This window comes from Kitasatospora sp. NPDC058218, from assembly GCF_042882445.1.
In the GTDB taxonomy this organism is placed as follows: Bacteria; Actinomycetota; Actinomycetes; order Streptomycetales; family Streptomycetaceae; genus Kitasatospora.
This window is the reverse complement of the sequence record NZ_JBHVWC010000009.1, coordinates 121,162-143,267: the sequence shown is the minus strand read 5'-3', so window position 1 is coordinate 143,267 and position 22,106 is coordinate 121,162. Positions and strand designations below refer to the sequence as shown.

At 71.8% G+C, this 22,106-nt stretch carries 18 protein-coding genes and 3 tRNA genes; 3 read left to right on the top strand and 18 right to left on the bottom strand.

Translation table 11 applies throughout. From position 1 onward, the window contains the following. Positions 1 to 20: 20 nt before the first annotated feature. The 4 genes from rplK to ACFVYI_RS08175 all read right to left on the bottom strand — a co-directional run bounded on the left by rplK (position 21) and on the right by ACFVYI_RS08175 (position 2,347). Positions 21 to 455, bottom strand: coding sequence for a 50S ribosomal protein L11 (gene rplK / locus ACFVYI_RS08190; protein ID WP_148644356.1), 435 nt, complete (start codon positions 453 to 455; stop codon positions 21 to 23). A gap of 180 nt (positions 456 to 635) precedes the next feature. Then, positions 636 to 1,559, bottom strand: coding sequence for a transcription termination/antitermination protein NusG (nusG, locus tag ACFVYI_RS08185; protein ID WP_387882317.1), 924 nt, complete (start codon positions 1,557 to 1,559; stop codon positions 636 to 638). A gap of 212 nt (positions 1,560 to 1,771) precedes the next feature. Further along, complete coding sequence (gene secE, locus ACFVYI_RS08180; protein WP_387882316.1) at positions 1,772 to 2,125, bottom strand: preprotein translocase subunit SecE; 354 nt, start codon at positions 2,123 to 2,125, stop codon at positions 1,772 to 1,774. Between the two features lie 149 nt (positions 2,126 to 2,274). Continuing rightward, positions 2,275 to 2,347: transfer RNA gene (locus ACFVYI_RS08175), tRNA-Trp, on the bottom strand. 252 nt (positions 2,348 to 2,599) lie between these two features. Here ACFVYI_RS08175 and ACFVYI_RS08170 point away from each other — a divergent pair. Together ACFVYI_RS08170 and ACFVYI_RS08165 are read left to right on the top strand one after the other, a co-directional pair. Next, on the top strand, positions 2,600 to 3,847 hold the full coding sequence (locus ACFVYI_RS08170; protein WP_387882315.1) for a pyridoxal phosphate-dependent aminotransferase: 1,248 nt from the start codon (positions 2,600 to 2,602) through the stop codon (positions 3,845 to 3,847). Positions 3,848 to 3,942: 95 nt separating this feature from the next. Further along, positions 3,943 to 4,986: an adenosine deaminase gene (locus tag ACFVYI_RS08165; RefSeq protein WP_387882314.1), complete on the top strand. Its 1,044-nt coding sequence runs from the start codon at positions 3,943 to 3,945 to the stop codon at positions 4,984 to 4,986. A 7-nt stretch (positions 4,987 to 4,993) separates the two neighbouring features. On the opposite strand, the gene ACFVYI_RS08160 is transcribed toward ACFVYI_RS08165, so the two are convergent. The 6 genes from ACFVYI_RS08160 to ACFVYI_RS08135 all read right to left on the bottom strand — a co-directional run bounded on the left by ACFVYI_RS08160 (position 4,994) and on the right by ACFVYI_RS08135 (position 7,548). After that, a complete protein-coding gene (locus ACFVYI_RS08160; RefSeq protein WP_387882313.1) occupies positions 4,994 to 6,040 on the bottom strand; it encodes a UDP-N-acetylmuramate dehydrogenase in 1,047 nt (348 codons plus the stop codon). Positions 6,041 to 6,109: 69 nt separating this feature from the next. Further along, positions 6,110 to 6,532 carry a MaoC family dehydratase gene (locus ACFVYI_RS08155; RefSeq protein ID WP_387882312.1) on the bottom strand — a complete coding sequence of 141 codons (423 nt, stop codon included), beginning with the start codon at positions 6,530 to 6,532 and terminating at the stop codon, positions 6,110 to 6,112. 5 nt (positions 6,533 to 6,537) lie between these two features. Continuing rightward, positions 6,538 to 6,996, bottom strand: a complete 459-nt coding sequence (locus tag ACFVYI_RS08150; protein ID WP_360630363.1) for a MaoC family dehydratase N-terminal domain-containing protein — start codon at positions 6,994 to 6,996, stop codon at positions 6,538 to 6,540. 115 nt (positions 6,997 to 7,111) lie between these two features. Next, complete coding sequence (rpmG, locus tag ACFVYI_RS08145) at positions 7,112 to 7,276, bottom strand: 50S ribosomal protein L33 (RefSeq protein ID WP_006604855.1); 165 nt, start codon at positions 7,274 to 7,276, stop codon at positions 7,112 to 7,114. An 83-nt stretch (positions 7,277 to 7,359) separates the two neighbouring features. Continuing rightward, a tRNA-Met gene (locus ACFVYI_RS08140) sits at positions 7,360 to 7,432 on the bottom strand. A gap of 43 nt (positions 7,433 to 7,475) precedes the next feature. Next, a tRNA-Thr gene (locus ACFVYI_RS08135) sits at positions 7,476 to 7,548 on the bottom strand. Positions 7,549 to 7,800: 252 nt separating this feature from the next. On the opposite strand from ACFVYI_RS08135, the gene ACFVYI_RS08130 reads away from it, so the two are divergent. Continuing rightward, positions 7,801 to 9,072 (top strand): hydrolase, encoded by a 1,272-nt coding sequence (locus ACFVYI_RS08130; RefSeq protein ID WP_387882311.1) that lies wholly within the window; start codon positions 7,801 to 7,803, stop codon positions 9,070 to 9,072. A gap of 263 nt (positions 9,073 to 9,335) precedes the next feature. Here the strand turns inward: ACFVYI_RS08130 and ACFVYI_RS08125 are convergent, their stop codons facing one another. The 8 genes from ACFVYI_RS08125 to ACFVYI_RS08090 all read right to left on the bottom strand — a co-directional run bounded on the left by ACFVYI_RS08125 (position 9,336) and on the right by ACFVYI_RS08090 (position 21,775). Continuing rightward, entirely contained in the window at positions 9,336 to 10,010 is a 675-nt protein-coding gene (locus ACFVYI_RS08125; protein ID WP_387882310.1) for a response regulator, read from the bottom strand. After that, positions 10,007 to 12,580: an ATP-binding protein gene (locus ACFVYI_RS08120; RefSeq protein WP_387882309.1), complete on the bottom strand. Its 2,574-nt coding sequence runs from the start codon at positions 12,578 to 12,580 to the stop codon at positions 10,007 to 10,009. The genes ACFVYI_RS08125 and ACFVYI_RS08120 overlap by 4 nt, the downstream gene beginning before the upstream one ends. 113 nt (positions 12,581 to 12,693) lie before the next feature. Further along, positions 12,694 to 13,329, bottom strand: a complete 636-nt coding sequence (gene kdpC / locus ACFVYI_RS08115) for a potassium-transporting ATPase subunit KdpC (protein WP_387882308.1) — start codon at positions 13,327 to 13,329, stop codon at positions 12,694 to 12,696. A gap of 15 nt (positions 13,330 to 13,344) precedes the next feature. Next, a complete protein-coding gene (gene kdpB, locus ACFVYI_RS08110; RefSeq protein ID WP_387882307.1) occupies positions 13,345 to 15,462 on the bottom strand; it encodes a potassium-transporting ATPase subunit KdpB in 2,118 nt (705 codons plus the stop codon). After that, positions 15,462 to 17,123, bottom strand: coding sequence for a potassium-transporting ATPase subunit KdpA (gene kdpA, locus ACFVYI_RS08105; protein ID WP_387882306.1), 1,662 nt, complete (start codon positions 17,121 to 17,123; stop codon positions 15,462 to 15,464). Before kdpA ends, kdpB begins: the two co-directional genes overlap by 1 nt. A gap of 1 nt (position 17,124) precedes the next feature. After that, positions 17,125 to 17,214 carry a K(+)-transporting ATPase subunit F gene (kdpF, locus tag ACFVYI_RS08100; protein ID WP_097237446.1) on the bottom strand — a complete coding sequence of 30 codons (90 nt, stop codon included), beginning with the start codon at positions 17,212 to 17,214 and terminating at the stop codon, positions 17,125 to 17,127. Positions 17,215 to 17,627: 413 nt separating this feature from the next. After that, a complete protein-coding gene (locus ACFVYI_RS08095; RefSeq protein WP_387882352.1) occupies positions 17,628 to 19,622 on the bottom strand; it encodes an APC family permease in 1,995 nt (664 codons plus the stop codon). Positions 19,623 to 19,942: 320 nt separating this feature from the next. Then, entirely contained in the window at positions 19,943 to 21,775 is a 1,833-nt protein-coding gene (locus ACFVYI_RS08090; RefSeq protein WP_387882305.1) for an APC family permease, read from the bottom strand. Between the last annotated feature and the right edge of the window lie 331 nt (positions 21,776 to 22,106).

Below are 22,106 nucleotides of genomic sequence, written 5' to 3'. Positions count from 1 at the left end.
CACATGGACGAGAAGGGTGATCAGCCCTCGACCGTGATGCCCATCGACCGGGCGGTGCCGGCGATGATCTTCGACGCGGCGTCCAGGTCGTTGGCGTTCAGGTCGGGGAGCTTGACCGTGGCGATCTCGCGGACCTGGGCGGCCGTGAGCTTGGCGACCTTGGTCTTGTGCGGCTCCGCCGAGCCCTTGTCCACGCCCGCGGCCTTCAGGATGAGGCGCGCGGCCGGCGGCGTCTTCGTGATGAAGGTGAAGGAGCGGTCGTCGTAGACCGTGATCTCCACCGGCACGATCATGCCGCGCTGCGACTCGGTCGCAGCGTTGTAGGCCTTGCAGAACTCCATGATGTTGACGCCGTGCTGGCCCAGCGCGGGGCCGACCGGCGGCGCCGGGTTGGCCGCACCGGCGTTGATCTGGAGCTTGATAAGCCCCGTGACCTTCTTCTTCTTGGGAGGCATTTCTCTCCGGGTCCTTCCGAGAGGTGATTGCTGGTGCGTGCCGGGCCGGGGCGACACCCGACCGCCAGCACACACATCGGACCAGGCTAACGCGGATGCGCCGCTGGACCAAAACGGTTTCGGGGCGGAGCCGAAGCCCCGCCCCGATACCGAAGACTCGTACGCGTTCTTCCGGCCGTGCTAGTTCTTCTGGATCTGGTCGAAGGAGAGCTCGACCGGGGTCTCGCGACCGAAGATCTCGACCAGGCCCTTGACCTTCTTCGAGTCCGGGTTGATCTCGTTGATGGTCGCCTGCAGGGTGGCGAAGGGACCGTCGGTGACGGTGACCGAGTCGCCGACCTCGAAGTCCAGGACCTGGATCTCGCTCGGCTTGACCGGCGAGGGCTTGCCGGCGTCCTTGGCCGCCTGGCGCTCGACGTCCGGGGCGAGCATCTTGACGACCTCGTCCAGGGTCAGCGGGTACGGGTCGTAGGCGTTGCCGACGAAGCCGGTGACACCGGGGGTGTTGCGCACGACGCCCCAGGACTCCGGGGTGAGGTCCATGCGCACCAGGACGTAGCCGGGGAGCTTGTTCTGGCGGATGGTCTTGCGGTCGCCGTTCTTGATCTGGACGACCTCCTCCTGCGGCACCTCGGCCTGGAAGATGTACTCCTCGACGTTGAGGGAGACCGCGCGCTGCTCCAGGTTCTGCTTCACCCGGTTCTCGTAGCCGGCGTAGGTGTGGATCACGTACCACTCGCCGGGCATGAAGCGCAGGTCCTCGCGGAACTTGGCGACCGGGTCGACCTCGACGGCCTCCTCGGCCTCGGCCTCGACCTCGGCCTCGTCCGCAGCCTCGTCGTCCTCGTCCTCGGCCTCGGCGGTCTCGGCGGCGAGCTCCTCGGCGGCGAGCTCCTCGTCGGACTCCTCGTGCAGCGCGGCCTCCTCGGCGGGCTCGCCGGCCTCGGCCTCGTCGTCCGCCGCGACCTCGTCCTCGTCGCTGTCCGCGGCGTCCACGATCTGCTCGGCGGCCTCGACGTCAGCCAGCTCGGCCGCGTCCGGCTCGGCGGCGACATCCGCCTCGCGGACGGTCTCGTCGGCGTCGTACAGGGGGGACTCAGACACGGTGGCTGCTTCTTTCCTGGAGATGGTGAAGGTGGCGCGCTCCGGGACCGCTCCGGCGCCGCTCCGCTTCACGCGGGCGCCAGGAGATGCCTCGGAGACTTCAACAGTACCGAGTCAACGGTAGCGGCCTCGTACGTCCGGCGCCGACAGCTCGACCCGGGCCGAAGAATCGGCCCGGGTCGGGAAGCTGTTTCGAAGGTGGGACCGCTCGGTCAGCCGAAGACCCAGAGACTGAGCTTCGAGAAGCCGTAGTCGAGGCCGGCGACGAACGCCATCACGACCACGACGAACACGACCACCACTGTGGTGTAGTTGACCAGCTCGTTGCGGGAGGGCCAGACGACCTTGCGCAGCTCCGCGATGATCTGGCGGTAGAACAGCGCGAGCCGGGCGAAGACGCCCTTCTTGGCGCGCTTGCCGGACTTCTTGTCCGCGCGGCCCGCCCGCTTGCGGTCGCGGCGCGATCCCTTGCCGTCGCCCTCGACGGGCGTGGTCTCGTCAGCGCCGTCGGCACCCTCGGGGTTGCCGCTCTCAGGCGTTGCGGTGGAGCCCGTGGTCTCCGTCACTCGTCCTCACCTGAATCCGGGTCCTGCCGAGCATCACCTGCGTGCCCGACAGGGCACGAGCGGCCGGCTAAAGCGGTGCTGTTCGGTGCCCTCTCCGCATCAAGCCCGCTCGCTCTGTGGAGCGAACGGGCTGAATACGGATCAAGCAGCAGGGCAAGAGGGACTTGAACCCCCAACCGCCGGTTTTGGAGACCGGTGCTCTACCAATTGAGCTATTGCCCTACGGTGCCTTACGGCTCCTGTAGCGACCACCAACCTACCGCATCTCCCGCTGCTGCATGCACAGGCAGTGGAAGCTGTGGCTTCTCGGTGGCCGTCGAGGAGTGAGTGTACGTGGTCGAGGGGCGTTTGGTCGAACCTCTTCTTTCACGACCGACCACCGACCGGACCAGGTCCTGGCCGCCATGTGGACGAGCCCGTACATATGGTGAAACCCCCATGCCCGGTCCGTCCCGGTTCTGCGACCATGCAGGCATGAGCGCTTCCACCCCGCAGCCCGACAGTTCCGTCCGCCCCGCCGACCGCCGGGTCTCCGCCCGGATCGGCGCGATCGCCGAGTCCGCGACCCTCGCCGTGGACGCCAAGGCCAAGGCCCTCAAGGCGGCCGGCCGGCCGGTCATCGGCTTCGGCGCCGGCGAGCCGGACTTCCCCACCCCGGACTACATCGTCGAGGCGGCCGTCGATGCCTGCCGTGACCCGAAGAACCACCGCTACACCCCGGCCGGCGGTCTGCCGGAGCTGAAGGCCGCGATCGCCGCCAAGACGCTGCGCGACTCCGGCTACCAGGTGGACGCCTCCCAGGTGCTGGTGACCAACGGCGGCAAGCAGGCGATCTACGAGGCGTTCGCCGCGATCCTCGACCCGGGCGACGAGGTCATCGTCCCGGCCCCGTACTGGACGACCTACCCGGAGTCGGTCCAGCTGGCCGGCGGCGTACCGGTGGAGGTCGTGGCCGACGAGACCACCGGCTACAAGGTCTCGGTCGAGCAGCTGGAGGCCGCCCGCACCGAGAACACCAAGGTGGTGCTCTTCGTCTCGCCGTCCAACCCGACCGGCGCGGTCTACACCGAGGCCGAGGCCCGGGCCATCGGCGAGTGGGCGCTGGAGCACGGCCTCTGGGTGCTGACCGACGAGATCTACGAGCACCTGGTCTACGGCGACGCGAAGTTCACCTCGCTGCCGGCGCTGCTGCCCGCGCTCGCGGACAAGACCATCGTGGTCAACGGCGTGGCCAAGACCTACGCCATGACCGGCTGGCGGGTGGGCTGGGTGATCGGCCCCAAGGACGTGATCAAGGCCGCGACCAACCTGCAGTCGCACGCCACCTCGAACGTCTCCAACGTCGCGCAGCGCGCCGCCCTCGCCGCCGTCAGCGGCGACCTCGCCGCCGTGCACGAGATGCGCACCGCCTTCGACCGGCGCCGCAGGACCATCGTCAAGATGCTGAACGAGATCGAGGGCGTCGTCTGCCCCGAGCCCGAGGGCGCGTTCTACGTCTACCCGTCGGTCAAGGGCCTGCTGGGCAAGGAGATCCGCGGCAAGCGCCCGCAGAGCTCCGCCGAGCTGGCCACCCTGATCCTGGACGAGGTCGAGGTCGCGGTCGTTCCCGGCGAGGCCTTCGGCACCCCGGGCTACCTGCGGCTGTCCTACGCGCTGGGCGACACCGACCTGGTCGAGGGCGCCGGCCGGATGCAGAAGCTGCTCGGCGAGGCGACCGCCTGACGGTCCGATCCGCCGCGGCCGCCCCCTTTTCACCCCTTCGGGGGACGTGAAGGGGGCGGTTCCCGTATCGGGGCCCGATGCGGCAGTATCGGCGAATGGAACGCCTGCCAAATCCGCGAGACGTCAGGGACCTCCCCAAGGCCCACCTCCACCTGCACTTCACCGGCTCGATGCGCCCCGCCACCCTGCTGGAGCTGGCCGACAAGCACGGCGTCCGGCTGCCGGAGGCGCTCAGCTCCGCCGAACCGCCCCGGCTGCGGGCAACCGACGAACGCGGCTGGTTCCGCTTCCAGCGCCTCTACGACACGGCCCGCTCGGTGCTGCGCGACGAGTCCGACATCCGCCGGCTGGTCCTGGAGACCGCCGAGGACGAACGGCGCGACGGCTCGCGCTGGCTGGAGATCCAGGTCGACCCGACCTCGTACGCGCCCCGGCTCGGGGGGCTGATCCCCGCCCTGGAGCTGATCCTGGACGCGGTGGAGCAGGCCGCCGAGGCCACCGGCGTCGGCATCCGGGTGCTGGTAGCGGCCAACCGGATGAAGTCCCCGATGGACGCCCGGACGCTGGCCCGGCTCGCCGTCCGCTACGCCGACCGGGGTGTGGTCGGCTTCGGCCTCTCCAACGACGAGCGGCGCGGCCTCGCCCGGGACTTCGACCGGGCCTTCGACATCGCCCGCAGGGGCGGGCTGCTGGCCGCCCCGCACGGCGGCGAACTGGCCGGGCCGGAGTCGGTCCGGGACTGCCTGGACGACCTGGGCGCGGGCCGGATCGGCCACGGTGTCCGGGCCGCCGAGGACCCCCGGCTGATGCAGCGGCTGGCCGACCGCCAGATCACCTGCGAGGTCTGCCCGTCGTCCAACGTCTCGCTGGGCGTCTACGAGCGGGCCGAGGACGTCCCGCTGCGCCGGCTGTTCGACGCGGGCGTGCCGCTGGCGCTGGGCGCCGACGACCCGCTGCTGTTCGGCACCCGGCTGGCCGCCCAGTACGACCTGGCCCGCGACGTGCTGGGTTTCTCCGACGCCGAACTCGCCGAGCTGGCCCGCCAGTCGGTGCGCGGCTCGCGCGCACCGGACAGCGTCCGGAAGGAGCTGCTGGCGGACATCGACACCTGGTCGGGGGACGCCGGCGCCCCGGCCTGACGACCGGCTAGAGCTTGACGCCCACCATGACCGGCTCGTTGACCAGGTCCACCCCGAACGCCGCCCGGACGCCGTCGCGGATCTCGCGGGCCAGCGCCAGCAGGTCCTCGGCGGTGGCCGCGCCGCGGTTGGTCAGGGCCAGGGTGTGCTTGGTGGAGAGGGTGGCCGGGCCGCTGCCGTAGCCCTTGCCGAAGCCGGCCTTGTCGATCAGCCAGGCCGCCGAGGTCTTGGTCCGGCCGTCCGCCGCCGGGTAGGCGGGGGCGGTGAGCTCGCGCTCGGCGGCCAGCGCCAGGAAGGCGTCGTACTGCTCCGCGGTCAGCACCGGGTTGGTGAAGAAGGAGCCCGCCGACCAGGTGTCGTGGTCGGCCGGGTCGAGCACCATGCCCTTGCCGGCGCGCAGCCGCAGCACGGCGTCGTGGGCCTCGCGCAGCCCGACGGCCTCGCCCTGCTCGACGCCCAGGTGCCGGGCCGTCTCGGCGTAGGCGACCGGGGTGGAGAGCCCGCCGGCGTCCCGCAGACCGAAGCGGACCCGCAGGACGACGTAGCGGTCCGGGTCGGCCTTGAAGCGGCTGTGCCGGTAGGAGAACTCGCACTCGGCGTTGGAGAGGGTCACCGTCTCACCGGCCCGGCGGTCGTAGGCGACCACCTCGGTGACGGACTGCGCGACCTCCTGGCCGTAGGCGCCCACGTTCTGGACCGGCGTGGCGCCGGCCGAACCGGGGATGCCGGCCAGGAACTCGATCCCGGCCAGGCCCTCGTCCACCGTCCGGGCCACGGCCCCGGCCCAGACCTCGCCGGCGGCCAGTTCCAGGGTGGTGCCGTCGAGCACGAAGCCGGTGGTGGCGATCCGCAGCACCGTCCCGGCGAAGCCGGCGTCGCCGATCACCAGGTTGGAGCCGCCGCCGAGGACCAGCAGGGGCTCGCCGGCCGCGTCGGCCTCCCGGACGGTGGTGATCACGTCCTCATCGGTCTGCGCGGTCACCAGCCGGCGGGCGGGACCGCCGAGCCGCAGGGTGGTCAGCGGGGCGAGGGGGGCGTCGAGTTCTACCAGCACGCCCCCAGCGTACGGGGAGGGGCCGGTCCGCCCCTCCCCGCCGTCCTTCACCGGTACGGACCGGCGGCCTCAGGCCAGCCGGACGACGGCGCGGGACATGCCCAGCACCTTCTGGCCGCCGTAGGTCGCCAGCAGGTCGACCTGCACCCTGCGGTCCTCCAGCAGCTTGGCGACCTTGGCCGTGACCTCGATCACGGAGCCGACGCCGTCGTTGGGCACCATCACCGGCCGGGTGAAGCGCACGCCGTACTCGACCACCGCGCCCGGGTCGCCGACCCAGTCGGTGACCACCCGGATCGCCTCGGCCATGGTGAACATGCCGTGCGCGATGACCTCGGGCAGGCCGACCTCCAGGGCGAACTTCTCGTTCCAGTGGATCGGGTTGAAGTCCCCGGAGGCGCCCGCGTACTGCACCAACGTGGCGCGCGTCACGGGGAAGGACTGCGCCGGCAGCTCGGTGCCGACCGCGACCTCGTCGTAGCTGATCGCCATCGTGTTCACTCCCCCGCTTCGTCGGCGGCCCGGGCCACCAGGGTCATGACCGACGTCACCACGTGCTCGCCGGTCTCGTCCGTCACCTCGCCGCGCACCGTGAGCACGTCGTTGCCCGCGAGCGACTTGATGTTGTCGATGGTCACGGCGACCGAGAGCCGGTCGCCGGCCCGCACCGGGCGGGTGTAGGCGAACTTCTGGTCGCCGTGCACCACGCGGCTGTAGTCCAGGCCCAGCTGCGGGTCCTCGACCACCTGACCGGCGGCCCGGTAGGTGAGCACGAAGGGGAAGGTCGGCGGGGCGATGACGTCCGGGTGGCCGAACGCCTTGGCGGCCTCCGGGTCGGTGTACGCCGGATTGGCGTCGCCCACGGCGAGGGCGAACTCGCGGATCTTCTCCCGGCCGACCTCGTAGGGCTCGGTGGGCGGGTAGGTCCGCCCGATGAAGGAGGGGTCGAGTGCCATGGCAGCTCCTCAAGAGCGCGGTGAATGACGAAAAGACTCCGGGCCGCACCCTGTGAGGGGTACGGCCCGGAGTCGTAGACCTGTAGTCACACAGGCCCGGAGACACGCGACAGGGTCAGCGGGTCTCGCGGTGCGCGGTGTGCGAGTTGCAGCGGGGGCAGTGCTTCTTCATCTCAAGACGGTCCGGGTCGTTACGCCGGTTCTTCTTGGTGATGTAGTTCCGCTCCTTGCACTCCACGCAGGCCAGCGTGATCTTCGGGCGGACATCGGTGGCAGCCACGGGAGTGCCTTCCTTGGACAATGAATAAGAACACGACAAGAGTAGCCGACCGGGAGTGCGATCTCCCGACCGACTACGCGGGGTAGCGGTGACCGGACTTGAACCGGTGACACAGCGATTATGAGCCGCTTGCTCTACCAACTGAGCTACACCGCCACAGTGATCCGGAGCACAGCCGAAGCTGACTCCTTCTCACCAGAGCCCCCATGCGGAATCGAACCGCAGACCTTCTCCTTACCATGGAGACGCTCTACCGACTGAGCTATAGGGGCGAACGAGGAAGAGATTACACGTTCCGCGCCCAGAGGTGAAATCCGTATCCCGGCGCGAAGACCGCAGGTGGGCGAGGTGCACGGGCGGGCGATCGAAGGCCGGGTGTTCGAACCGCCTCCGCGGGACGCGGCCCGACCCGATACGACTATTGCCCGCCTCCCCGCACCACGTGCCCCCGCGCCATAGGCTCGTCGCTCATTGATCGGGACGGCCGGGGATCTGCACGGGCCAGCGCGAGGAGGAACCGGGCGATGGACAGCGCACCCTCCGACGGGCCGCACTCCGGGTCCGGCCCGGCCGCCAACCCGCTGGGGCACGGCCCCGTACTACTGCTCACCGACGCCCGGCTCGCCGACGGCCGGGTGGTGGACGTGCGGATCAGCGGCGACCGGATCCAGGCCGTCGGCACCACCGGCAGCCTCGGCCCGCTGCCCGCCCTGCCCGGCGCCCCCACGGCCACCACCGGCGCCCGGATCGACCTCAAGGGCTACCTGCTGCTGCCGGCCCCCGCCGAGGTGCACGCCCACTACGACGTCGCCTTCTCCGCCGCGCTGCCCACGCCCCCGCCGGAGACCTCTGGCGACCTCACCCGCCGGGTCACCGAGGCCGCGCTCGCCTCGCTCGGCTACGGCGCCACCGCGCAGCGCACCCACGTCCGGATCGGTGACGTGCACGGGCTGCGCCGGCTGGAGGCGGTGCTCACCGCCCGGCAGGCGCTGCGCGGCCTGGCCGAACTGCAGGCGGTCGCGATGCCCCGGCTGCTCACCGGCCGGGCGGGCGCGGACGGCCGGGCCCAGCTGCGCGACGCGCTCAAACTGGGCGCCACGGCGGCCGGCGGCTGCCCGGAGCTGGACCCGGACCCGGCCGGCTACGTCCAGGTGCTGCTGGAGGCCGCCCGGGACGCGGACTGCGGGGTGGACCTGCACACCACGGGGGCCGACGCGGCCCAGCTGGCCCGGCTGGCGAGCGCCCTCGCCCCGCTGCGGCCCCGGGTGGTGCTCGGCCCGTGCGGGGCGCTGGCACCGGGCGGCGCGACGGTGCTGGCCAGCAGTGGCGCCCGGGTGGTCTGCCTGCCGCAGAACGGCTGCTGCAGCGGGTTGGAGGGCCGGGCCGCCGGGATGCGGCCGGGGCTGCTGCGGGAGCTGGCACAGGCCCGGGTACCGCTCTCGGCGGGCAGCGGCTCGCTGCGCGACCCGGCCAACCCGGTGGGCCGGGCCGATCCGCTGGAGGCCGCGTACCTGCTGGCGGCGAGCGGGATGCTGGACCTGGAGGCGGCGTACGACGCGGTGGCCAACCAGGCCCGGGCGGCACTCGGACTGCCGCCGGTCCGGGTGGACGCCGGGTTCCCGGCGGAGCTGCTGGCGGTGCGCGGGGACAGCCTGGCGGGGGCGCTCGCGGGCGGTCACAGCCGGCTGGTGGTGCACAGCGGGCGGATCGTCAGCCGGACCAGTGCCGTGCGGGAGTTCGCCGACACGGTGGTGCTGGCGCTGCCGCGGCAGTCGGGGAGCACGGGCGGGGGCTGAGTGCCGGAGGCCGGCGACGGGCCGGCCGGGGCCGATCGGGTGATAGGGGCGCGCGGCGTTGCTCGCGCGCCCCTCCCCCACCAGTCGGCCGCCGGGGCGGCGGAGCGGCCCCGGCATCCCCCACATGGAGCAGGGCCGCTCTCTCACCGCCGACGCTACGCCCGCGAACGGCACCGCCCGGGCCGCCTTGACGCCCTCCTGTCGCCCGACGGCCCGCCCTTGACGGCTCGTTGACGCGGACCGCGGCCCGGCGGGGCGGGGCGTCAGGGCTCGTACCGGTAGCCGATCCCGGGTTCGGTGATCAGATGGCGCGGCCGGGCCGGATCGCGTTCCAGCTTGCGGCGCAACCCGGCCAGGTAGACCCGCAGGTAGTTGCCGCGCTCCTCCTGCGCGGGGCCCCAGACCTCGCGCAGGATCTGCCGCCCGGGCACCAGCCGGCCGGGGTTGGCGAGCAGCAGGGTGAGGATGCGCCACTCGGTGGGGGTGAGCCGGACCGGGCCGTCCGGGCCGGTGACGGTGGTGGCGGTGATGTCCACGGTGTGCTCGCCGATCACCGGCGCGGCCGGGGCGGGGCCGCCCGGCGGCCGGCGCAGGACGGCGCGCAGCCGGGCCAGCAGCTCCTCCATCAGGAAGGGCTTGGTGAGGTAGTCGTCGGCGCCGGCGTCCAGGGCACCCACCTTGTCGGCGGCGCCGGTGCGGCCGGAGAGCACGATGATCGGCACGGCGCTGCGGCTGCGCAGGCCCCGGATGACGTCCATGCCGTCCAGATCGGGCAGGCCCAGGTCGAGCAGGACGGCGTCGGGCGAGGTGCGGGCGGCCCGGTCCAGCGCCTCGCCGCCGCTGGCGGCCGTCCGGACGGCGTACTGGCGGGCGCTCAGGTTGATCCGCAGGGTGCGCAGCAGCGCCGGTTCGTCGTCGACGATCAGGATCTCGCTCACGCGGGCACTCCTCCCGGGTGGGCGGCGGGCAGGGTGAGCAGCATGGTGGTGCCGCCGCCGGGGGTGTCCTCGACCTCCAGGCTGCCGCCCATGGCCTCGGTGAGGCCGCGGGAGAGCGCGAGGCCCAGGCCGACGCCGGTGGTGTTGTCGGTGTCGCCGAGGCGTTGGAAGGGCAGGAAGACGCGGTCGCGGTCCTCGGGGGCGATGCCGGGGCCGCGGTCGATGACGCGGATCTCGACCTGGTCCCGGTAGTGGCTGGCGGTGACCAGGACGGGGGCGCCGGGGGCGTTGTGGCGCAGGGCGTTGGCGATGACGTTGGCCAGCACGCGTTCCAGCAGCGGCGGATCCACCAGGACGGCGGGGACGCCCTCCTCGATGTCGAACGTCAGGTCGAGCGACTGCACCGGCGCGTACGGGTCGGGCAGAGTGTCCAGGGCCCGGGGCAGGATCTCGTCCAGGTGGGTCTCGGCGAGGTGGAGGGTGAGGGCCCCGGCCTGGAGGCGGCTCATGTCGAGCAGGTTGTCCACCAGACGGGTGAGCTTGACCAGGGACTCGTCGGCGGTGGCCAGGAGTTCGGCCTGGTCCTCGGCGGAGAACTCGACGTCGGGGCTGCGCAGCGAGCCGATCGAGGCCAGGGCGGCGGCCAGCGGGGTGCGCAGGTCGTGGCTGACGGCGGCGAGCAGGGCGGTGCGCATCCGGTCGGCGGCCTTGATCGGTTCGACCTCGGCGGCGACCACGGCGAGCCGGTCGCGCTCCAGGGCGGCGGCGACGTGGGCGGCGAAGGCGGTGAGCACCCGCTGGTCGGCGGCGGGCAGCCGGCGGCCGGTGAGCGTCAGCAGGGCGTCGGCGCCGACCGGGATCTCGGTGGTCTCGCCCGGCCCGGCGGGGTCGCCCTCGCCGTCGCAGCGGGCCAGCACCGCGCCGCCGGTGCGTTCCAGCAGGGCGACGGAGTCCATGCCGAAGGCCGTCCGGGACTTCTCCAGCAGGGCGGGCAGGGCGGAGCCCGCGGCGGAGCCGCTCATGTTCGGCGTGCGCAGCACGCTGCCGGCGAGCGTGGACAGGGTCTCGGCCTCGGCGGTGGCCCGGGCGGCCCGGGTGGTGAGCCGGCTCGCGTGGTCGACCACGGTGGAGACGGTGAGGGCGACGGCGGCGAACACCACCAGGGCGACGATGTTGTTGGTCTCGCCGATGGTCAGGGTGTGGACGGGCGGGATGAAGAAGTAGTTCAGCAGCAACGAGGCGACGAGGGAGGCCAGCAGGGCCGAGGTGGCGCCGCCGAGCAGGGCGACGACGACCACGCCGAGCTGGAAGATCAGGGCGTCGGTGGTGAGGTTGACGGTGTCGTGGGCCTGCGAGAGGGCGACCGTCAGCAGCCAGGGCACGACGATCCCGGCGAGGAAGCCGGCGACGGTGCGGCGCTTGGAGTGGCGGCGGCCGAGCGAGGGCAGCCGGCCCCGGCCGGTGAACTCGTGGGTGACCATGTGGACGTCGATGTCCTCGGAGGCGTCCACGGTGGTCTCGCCGATGCCGGGGCCGGTGAGGAGCCGGGTGATCCGGCCGCGCCGGCTGGTGCCCAGCACCAACTGCGTGGCGTCGTGGGCCCGGGCGAAGGCCAGCAGCGCGGTGGGGATGTCGTCGCCGACCACCACGTGGTAGCTGCCGCCCAGCGCCTCCACCAGCTGCCGCTGCTGGGCGAGCGCGCCGGAGGAGGCGCCGGCCAGACCGTCGCTGCGGGTGACGTGCACGGCGAGCAGGTCGCCGCCGGCGGTGCGGTCGGAGATCCGGGCGGCGCGGCGAATCAGCGTCTCGCCCTCCGGGCCGCCGGTGAGGGCCACCACCACCCGCTCGCGGGTCTCCCAGACGCGGTCGATGTTGTGGCTGGCCCGGTAGTCGCGCAGCCCCTCGTCGACCCGCCCGGCCACCCAGAGCAGGGCGAGCTCGCGCAGGGCCGTGAGGTTGCCGACCCGGAAGTAGTTGGAGAGCGCGGCGTCCACCTTCTCCGCCCTGTAGACGTTGCCGTGGGCCATCCGGCGGCGCAGCGCCTGGGGGGCCATGTCGACGAGTTCGATCTGGTCGGCCCGGCGGACCACCTCGTCCGGGACGGTCTCGCGCTGCGGGATGCCGGTGATCTTCTGGACGACGTCGTTCAGCGATTCCAGGTGCTGGATGTTGACGGTGGTGACGACGTCGATCCCGGCGTCGAGCAGTTCCTCGACGTCCTGCCAGCGCTTGGCGTGCCGGCCGCCGGGGACGTTGGTGTGCGCGAGCTCGTCCACCAGGACCACCGTGGGCCTTCGCCGCAGCACCGCGTCGAGGTCCATCTCCTCGAACTCGGCGTCCCGGTAGGTCCGTCCGACCCGTGGCAGCACCTCCAGCCCGTCCACCAGGCCCTCGGTGTACCTGCGCCCGTGGCACTCGATGTAGCCGACCACGACGTCCGCACCACGGGCCCGTCTGCGCTGGGCCTCGTCCAGCATCCGGTAGGTCTTGCCGACACCGGGGGCGGAACCGAGGTACACCCTCAGCCGGCCACGGCGGGGGCCGGTGCCGGGGGTGAGGTCGCGGGCCATGGGCGCTGCTCTTTCGTCTTCGTACGAGGGTCGGGACGTACGGCGGCCGACCCGGGCGCGGGGTGGTGCCCCGGCCCGGGTCGGCCTGTCTCACGGATCCAGCCGACCGGCCGTCACTTCTGCTGCGCCAGTGCGGTGTTGAGGAGGACGACGTTGACGCCCTGCTGACCGAGGAAGCCGAGCGAGCGGCTCTCGGTGTACTTCTCGACCAGCTTGTTCAACGTCTCGGCCGAGACGTTGCCGCGGGCCTTGGCGACCCGGTCGACCTGCCCCTTGGCGTAGGCCACGGAGATGTGCGGGTCGAGGCCGGAGCCGGAGGCGGTGACCGCGTCCACCGGCACGCTCGCCGGGTCGACACCGTCGAACGCGGCGACGGCCTTGCGCCGCTCCTCGATCGCCGTGGCCAGGTCCTCGCTGTTGGGGCCCTGGTTGGAGGCGCCGGAGCTCTGCGGGTCGTGGCCCCCGGCGGAGGGCCGGGGCTGGAACCACTTCGGGTCCGGGACGGCGGCCTCCTCGGCGTCGTCCGGGTTCTGCTTGGGCAGGTCGTAGTTCTGTCCCAGCAGGCTGGAGCCGACCTCCTTGCCGTCGGCGGTCTTCACGATCGAGCCGTTGGCCTTGTCACCGAAGGCGACCTGGCCGATGCCGGCGATCAGCAGCGGGTAGGCAAGGCCGAGGATCACCGTCATCACCAGCAGCATCCGCAGTGCGGTGAAGTGCGTGCGCACGGTGGTGGGCAGGGGCTTGGACATCTGGGTTCTCCTCTCTCAGCTCAGGCCGGGGATGAACTGGACGACGAGGTCGATCAGCTTGATCCCGACGAACGGGACCACCAGCCCACCGAAGCCGTACAGCCCGAGGTTGCGACGCAGCAGCGAACTGGCGTCGGACGGACGGTACTTGACACCGCGCAGGGCGAGCGGGATCAGGCCGACGATGACCAGGGCGTTGAAGACGATCGCCGAGGTGATCGCGGACTGCGGGCTGTGCAGGCCCATGATGTTGAGCTTGTCCAGGCCCGGGTAGACCGCCGCGAACATCGCCGGGATGATCGCGAAGTACTTCGCGACGTCGTTGGCGATCGAGAAGGTGGTCAGCGCGCCGCGGGTGATCAGGAGCTGCTTGCCGATCTCGACGATCTCGATCAGCTTGGTGGGGTTGGAGTCCAGGTCGACCATGTTGCCGGCCTCCTTGGCCGCCATGGTCCCGGTGTTCATCGCGACACCGACGTCGGCCTGCGCGAGGGCGGGGGCGTCGTTGGTGCCGTCGCCGGTCATCGCGACCAGCTTGCCGCCGGCCTGCTCCTTCTTGATCAGGGCCATCTTGTCCTCGGGGGTGGCCTCGGCGAGGAAGTCGTCCACGCCCGCCTCCTCCGCGATCGCCCTGGCGGTCAGCGGGTTGTCACCCGTGATCATGATGGTCCTGATGCCCATCCGGCGCAGCTCGTCGAACCGCTCCCGCATGCCCTCCTTGACCACGTCCTTGAGGTGGATGACACCCAGGACCTTGGCCGGAGCCGTGCCCGCCTTGGTCGCCACCACCAGCGGGGTGCCACCGGCGGCGGAGATGCCGTCGACCAGCGCCGACACCTCCGAACCGACCGAACCACCCTGCTCCGTCACCCAGTTGGAGACGGCGGCGGCCGCGCCCTTGCGGACCTGGTGCACACCGTCGGCCTCGTCCAGGTCGACGCCGGACATCCGGGTCTGCGCGGTGAACGGCACCCAGGTGGCGTGCGTCAACTCGCCCTGGGCGCGCGCCCGCAGACCGTACTCGGTCTTGGCGAGCACGACGATCGAGCGGCCCTCCGGCGTCTCGTCCGCCAGCGACGACAGCTGCGCCGCACTGGCCAGCTCTTCCTGGCTCACACCGGGAGCCGGCTGGAACTCGGCGGCCTGGCGGTTGCCGAGGGTGATGGTGCCGGTCTTGTCGAGCAGCAGGGTGTTGACGTCGCCCGCCGCCTCGACGGCCCGGCCGGACATCGCCAGCACGTTGCGCTGGACCAGCCGGTCCATGCCCGCGATGCCGATCGCCGACAGCAGCGCGCCGATGGTGGTCGGGATGAGCGCCACGATCAGGGCGACCAGCACGATCATCGACTGCGGCGCGCCCGCGTAGGTGGCCATCGGCTGGAGCGTGACGACCGCGATCAGGAAGACGATCGTCAGCGAGGCCAGCAGGATGTTCAGCGCGATCTCGTTCGGCGTCTTCTGCCGGGCCGCGCCCTCGACCAGGGCGATCATCCGGTCGATGAAGGACTTGCCGGGCTCCGAGGCGATCTTCACCACGATCCGGTCGGAGAGCACCTTGGTGCCACCGGTCACGGCCGAGCGGTCGCCGCCCGACTCGCGGATCACCGGCGCGGACTCGCCCGTGATCGCCGACTCGTCCACCGAGGCGACGCCCTCGACGACGTCACCGTCGCCGGGGATGATCTGCCCGGCCTCGACCACCACGTGGTCGCCCAGTCGGAGGGCGGTGCCGGACACCTCCTCCTCGGCGCGGCTCCTCGGCCAGTCGGTGAGGCGGCGGGCCATCGTGTCGGTCTTGGTCTTGCGCAGGGTGTCCGCCTGCGCCTTGCCGCGGCCCTCCGCCACCGCCTCGGCCAGGTTGGCGAAGATCGTGGTCAGCCAGAGCCAGACCGTGATCGACCAGGCGAACACCGACGGATCGGCGATCGCGGCGACGGTGGTGACCACCGAGCCGACCTCGACCACGAACATCACCGGGTTCTTGACCATCACCCGGGGATCGAGCTTCTTCACCGCGTCGGGCAGCGAGGAGACGATCAGCTTCGGGTCCAGCAGGCCGCCGGAGACTCTGTGCGGCGCCGCGGCGGGCGCCTCCGGCTGCGTGGCCGGCTTGTCGGTAAGGGTGGACGACATCAGGAGAGACCTTCCGCGATCGGCCCGAGAGCCAGGGCCGGGAAGTAGGTGAGGCCGACGACGATCAGGACGACGCCCGACAGCAGGCCCACGAACAGCGGCTTGTGGGTGGGCAGGGTGCCCGGGGTGGCGGGGACGGGCTGCTGCTGCGCGAGCGCGCCGGCCAGTGCCAGGACGAAGACCATCGGCAGGAACCGCCCGAACACCATCGCCAGGCCGATCGCGGTGTCGTACCAGTCGGTGTTCACCGTGATCCCCGCGAACGCCGAACCGTTGTTGTTCGCGCCCGAGGTGAACGCGTAGAGCACCTCGGAGAAGCCGTGCGCACCGGAGTTGAGCATCCCGGCCCGCTCGCCGGGCAGCGCCATCGCGACGCCCGTACCGACCAGCACGATCGTCGGCGTGGTCAGGATGTAGAGGGAGGCGAACTTCATCTCCCGCCCGCCCAGCTTCTTGCCCAGGTACTCCGGCGTGCGGCCGACCATCAGACCGGCCACGAAGACCGCGACGATCGCCAGGACCAGCATCCCGTACAGGCCCGAACCGGTGCCGCCGGGCGCGATCTCGCCCAGCATCATGTTGAACATCGTCAGCCCGCCGCCGAACGGCGAGTACGAGTCGTGGAAGGAGTTCACCGCGCCCGTCGACGTCAGCGTCGTCGACGCCGCGAACAGGCTGGACGCCGCGATGCCGAACCGCTGCTCCTTGCCCTCCATCGCGCCGCCGGCCGCCTGCATCGCCGCACCGGAGTGCCGCGACTCGAAGAAGGTGATCAGCGCGACCGAGGCCACCCAGAACAGGCCCATCACCGCGACGATCGCGTAGCCCTGCCGGTTGTCGCCCACCATCTTGCCGAAGGCGCGCGGCAGCGCGAACGGGATCAGCAGGATCAGGAAGACCTGCAGCAGGTTGGTGAACCCGGTGGGGTTCTCGAACGGGTGCGCCGAGTTGGCGTTGAAGAAGCCGCCGCCGTTGGTGCCCAGCAGCTTGATGACCTCCTGCGAGGCCACCGGCCCGCCCGGGATCGCCTGCGGGTCGCCCGCCAGGGTGGCCACCTCGTGGAAGCCGTGGAAGTTCTGCACCACGCCGTTCGCCACCAGGACCAGGGCGAACACGATCGAGATCGGCAGCAGCAGCCGCAGGGTGATCCGGGTCAGGTCGACCCAGAAGTTGCCCACCCGGTCCGTCCGGTTGCGGGTGAAGCCCCGGATCAGCGCCGCCACGACGGCGATGCCCACCGCAGCGGAGACGAAGTTCTGCACCGCCAGACCCGCCATCTGCGCCAGGTGACCCATCGCGGACTCGCCGCTGTAGGACTGCCAGTTGGTGTTGGCGGTGAACGAGATCGCGGTGTTCCACGCCTGGTGCCCCGACATCTGCGGGACCCCGAGGCTCAGCAGCAGGTGGCCCTGGAGCCGGATCAGGCCGTAGAGGAAGAGCACGGAGACGGCCGAGAACGCCAGCACCGAGCGCAGGTAGACCGGCCAGCGCTGGTCGGCGTCACCGTCCACACCGATGACCTTGTACAGGCCGCGCTCGGCTCTCAGGTGCTTGGAGGTGGTCAGGATGCGGGCGATGTGGTCGCCCAGCGGCCGGTAGCACAGGGCCAGGGCGCCCACCAGGGCGATGACCTGCAACCAGCCCGCGAGAGTGGAGCTCATGTCAGAACTTCTCCGGGTAGATCAGCGCGACGACGAGGTAGCCGACGAGGGCGACGGCCACGATGAGACCTGCGATGTTCTCCGCGCTCACAGCTTCTCCACCCCCCGCGCGATCAGGGCGATGACGGCGAACACGGCGACCGTGACACCGACGTAGATGAGATCGGACATGGGCTCCACCACAGTGGTTCGGGGGTGGCCGCGGCCAGGCCCTGCGGGCGGTCGACGCGGCACCGGCGGCGGGCCGGCTAGGCCAGCCAACCGCCCCTACGGACCGTTACCGCCGTTCTTGACGGCCTCCATACGGCGCCCGTTCGATTGTTGACGGGCTCCATACGGCGGCTCGGCGGGGTGGCCGGCGGGCCGGTCGCGGACGGCCTGCGGGGCGGGTCGCGGACGGCCCCGGGGCGGGTCGCGGACGGCCCCGGGGCGGCGCCCGCGACCGCTCGCCGGGTACGCCGAGAGCCCCGGACCGTGCGGTCCGGGGCTCTCGGCGGCGAGGTCTCAGGCGTTCTCGGGCGCCGGCAGCTTCTCGTACTCCGACCGCGCCGCCGGCTCACCGCGGCGCACCGCGCCGGGGGCCCGGCGGGAGGGGTGGTACGCCTTGTTGGAGGAGGTGAGCTGCCACGGCACGCTGATCACCATCACGCCCGAGGTGAACAGCAGCCTGCTCTTCAGCCAGAGCGCCGACTGGTTGTGCAGCAGGTGCTCCCACCAGTGCCCGACCACGTACTCGGGGATGAACACGGCCACCACGTCCCGGGGGCTGGTCCGGCGGTACTCGCGCACGTACGCCACCACCGGCTTGGTGATCTCCCGGTACGGCGAGTCCAGCACCTTCAACGGCACCTGGACGTCCAGCTCCTGCCACTGCCGCTCCAACTCGCCGGTGGCCTCCTGCTCGACCGCCACGGTCAGCGCCTCCAGCGAGTCCGGCCGGAACGCCTGGGCGTAGCCGAGCGCCCGCAGCGTGGGCTTGTGCAGCTTGGAGACCAGCACGATCCCGTGCACCTTGGAGGGCGGCACCGAGTCCGCGTGCGGGTCGTCCACCGCCAGTTCCTCGGCGACGCTGTCGTAGTGCCGGCGGATGCCCCGCATCATCACCCAGAGCACGACCGCCGCGACCACGGCCAGCCAGGCGCCCTGGGTGAACTTGGTGAGCAGCACGATGACCAGCACCAGCGCCGTGGTGACCGCGCCGAAGGCGTTGATCACCCGCGACCGCTGGGCCGAGCCGCGCACGGCCGGATCGGTCTCGGTGCGCAGCACGCGGTTCCAGTGCTTCACCATGCCGATCTGGGAGAGCGTGAAGGAGGTGAAGACGCCCAGGATGTAGAGGTGGATCAGGCTGGTGACGTCCGCGTCGTACAGCCAGAGCAGCCCGCCGGCCACCACCGCGAGCGCGATGATGCCGTTGGAGAAGGCGAGGCGGTCGCCGCGGGTGTGCATCTGCCGCGGCAGGTAGCGGTGCTCGGCCAGGATCGAGGCCAGCAGCGGGAAGCCGTTGAAGGCGGTGTTGGCCGCCAGGATCAGCACCAGCGCGGTGACGGCCTGGATGAAGTAGAAGAGGATGCTCTGGTCCCCGCCGAAGATCGCGGCCGCCAGCTGGGCGATCACGGTCTGCTGCGGCGCGGTGTGGCAGTCCCCGGGGAAGCCGGTCAGCGCGCAGGCGTCGTCGGTGATGTGGACCTTGGACATCAGCGCCAGCGCGGTGATGCCGACGAACATGACCACGGCCGTGGTGCCCATCACGGCCATCGTCGCGGCGGCGTTCTTCGACTTGGGGGCCCGGAAGGCCGGTACGCCGTTGGAGATCGCCTCCACGCCGGTCAGCGCCGTGCAGCCGGAGGCGAAGGCCCGCAGGCCCAGCATCAGCAGTCCGAGGCCGGCGAGGGTGTCCTTGCCGTCCACCGGCAGGATCCCGTACGAGGCGCTGGCCGCCACCGGGGTGTCCCCGAAGGCCGCCTTGATCAGGCCGGTGACCACCATCAGCAGCATCCCGCCGATGAACAGGTACGTCGGCGCGGCGAAGGCCTTGCCGGACTCCCGCACCCCGCGCAGGTTCATCGCCGCGAGCAGCACGACGAAGCCGACCGCCAGCTCGACCCGGTGGTCGGCCAGCGAGGGCAGCGCCGAGATGATGTTGTCGACGCCCGAGGCCACCGACACCGCGACCGTCATCACGTAGTCGACCAGCAGCGAAGCCGCCACCACCAGGCCCGAGTTGGCGCCCAGGTTGCGGGACACCACCTCGTACGAGCCGCCGCCGCTCGGGTAGGCGTGCACGACCTGGCGGTAGGACATCACCACGACCGCCATCAGGGCGACCACGCCGGCCGCGACCCACGGGGTCAGGTACAGGAAGGCGGTGCCACCGACGGTGAGCACCAGCAGGATCTCCTGGGTCGCGTAGGCGACCGAGGAGAGCGGGTCGGAAGCGAAGATCGGCAGCGCCAGCCGCTTGGGGAGCAGCGTCTCGCCCAGCTCCTCGCTGCGCATGGCTCTGCCGATCACTAGGCGCTTGAGCGCCTGGGGCACGTTGAACACATGGGCGAGCGTAAGGGCCTGGCACGGGCCGGCAATGGGCCCGGGCGGAGTGCCACGAGGGCCCGACGCGCCCATTGGGAGGGGTGTTCCCGCAGGTGGAAGCCGCTATGTGGGGCGCGTGCCGGGCGAGTGGGGGGCGTTTCGGGGGCGTTAAGGGGGCCCGTTAAGACATCGTCAAGATATGACGATCGGATAGGACATTTACGACATAGACGTCTATTTCACCAGTCGCCTCGCATCCGACCCCGCCTCGCCCCACCCCCTCCCGCCCCCTACATCCGCATCCGCAGTCGGCAGACCACCGCGTCGGTGTGGCGGCGCAGGGCCCGGTCGATCACGGCGCCGCGCCGGTTCTGCAGCGCCCACTGCCAGGGACGCACCGGCTCGACCTCGGGGATCAGCACGGTGAGGCGGTCGTAGGCGTGCTCGGCGGCCAGCCGGTTGACGAAGGCGGCGATCGGCGGACCGAGCCGGCGGTGGTCGTCCGGGACCTCCACCAGCGGCACGCCCGGTTGCCAGAGCTCCCAGTCCCGGCGCAGCGCCTCGGCCTCGGCGGGCTCGTGGACCACGGTGACGGCCATGACCTCGTCACCGAGCGAGAGCGCGGCGGAGAGGGCGTCGCGGGTGAGGCGGGTGATCGCGGTGACCGGGACGACGACCAGGCTGCGCTGCGGGGTGAGCGGGCCGGGGACGCGGCCGAGTTCCAGGCGCTCGCCGATCCGGGCGTAGCCGCGGTGGATCGCCTCGAAGAGCACCACCAGCAGCGGCAGGGCCAGGCAGATGCCCCAGGCGCCCTCGGTGAACTTGGTGCCGGTGACGACGACGGCGGCCACCCCGGTGAGCAGCGCGCCGAAGCCGTTCAGGGCTGCCCTGGCCCGCCAGCGCGCCGGCCTCTCCAGGAACCAGTGGCGGACCATGCCGACCTGGCAGACGGTGAAGCCGACGAACACCCCGATCGCGAACAGCGGGACGAGGCTGTTGACGTCGCCGCCCGAACCGACCAGCAGCACCGCCGAGACGCCGGCGAGGAAGAGCACGCCGTGGCGGTGGACCTGGCGGTCGGCGCGCAGGGCGAAGACGTGCGGCAGGTGGTTGTCCCGGGCGAGCAGGTGGAGCAGGACGGGCAGCCCGCCGAAGGAGGTGTTGGCGGCCAGCCCGAGCAGGACGACGGTGGCGAACTGCACCAGGTAGAAGCCGGCGCCGTGGCCCAGCGACGCGTCGGCGAGCTGGGCGAGGACGGTGACGCCCTCGACCGGCTGGAGGTGGAAGCGGCCGATCAGCACGGCCAGTCCGATCAGCATCACGCCCAGCAGCGCGCCGAGCGCGACCTCCGTACGCTGCGCGCGCTTCACGCCCGGCGCGCGGAAGGACGGGACGGCGTTCGCCACCGCCTCCACGCCGGTCAGGGCCGAGCAGCCGGCCGCGAAGGCCTTGAGCAGCAGCAGCGCGCCCACCGCGGTGGCGTTGCCGGCCAGCACGGACGCGTGCCCGGCGGCGGCCTCGGTACTCGCCGGCGCGTCCCGGAAAAACCCGACCACGACGATCGCCAGGATCGACAGCACGAACACCGCGGTCGGCGCCAGGAACCAGCGCGCCGACTCCGCGATGCCCCGCAGGTTCACCGCGGTCACCAGGGCGAGCACGCCCAGGCAGAGCCAGACCCGGTCCCCGTACAGGCCCGGCACCGCCGAGGTCAGCGCCGCCACCCCGGCCGTCACCGACACCGCCACGTTCAGCACGTAGTCGATGACCAGGGAGGCCGCCGCCGTCAGCGCGGTCCGCCGCCCCAGGTGCGCCTTGGCCACCGCGTACGAGCCGCCGCCGTCCGGGAACGCCGCGATCACCTGCCGGTAGGAGGCCACCAGCACGGCCAGCAGCACCGCGATCGCCGCCGTCACCGGGAGCGTGAAACCCAGGCCGTACGCGCCGGCCGCCGCCAGCACCAGCACGATCGACTCCGGCCCGTAGGCCACCGACGCCATCGCGTCCAGTGACAGCGCCGCCAGCCCGCCCAGTGCGGTCAGCCGGTGGCGGTCCTCCGGGGCCGCGCCGGTATCCGGGGGCTCGGGTTCGGCGGTGACAACCGGGGTGGTGGCGCTGGACATCGGACGGGACCTCCGCAGTCGGGTACTGCTCCGATCCTGCGGGCCCCGGGCGCCTCGCCCCGGACTCCCTACGCGTTCCTGACGCACCGCCGGGCGTCCTTGACGGCTCGTTGACGGCTCGCCGACACCTCGCCGGTGCGTCGCCACGAAGCCTGCCGGGGAGCGGACGGGGAGGGTTGGCGGGGTGGGCGGGCCGTTGTCCCGGCGGGCGCCGGTTGGGAAGACGATCAGCTCGGACGGAGGACTCCCGGGGCGCCTTGGCACGCCCGGGACCACTCGACAGGGAGGCTGAACGGCCCACCCCACCCCTCGGAGAACACTTTGCTGCCTG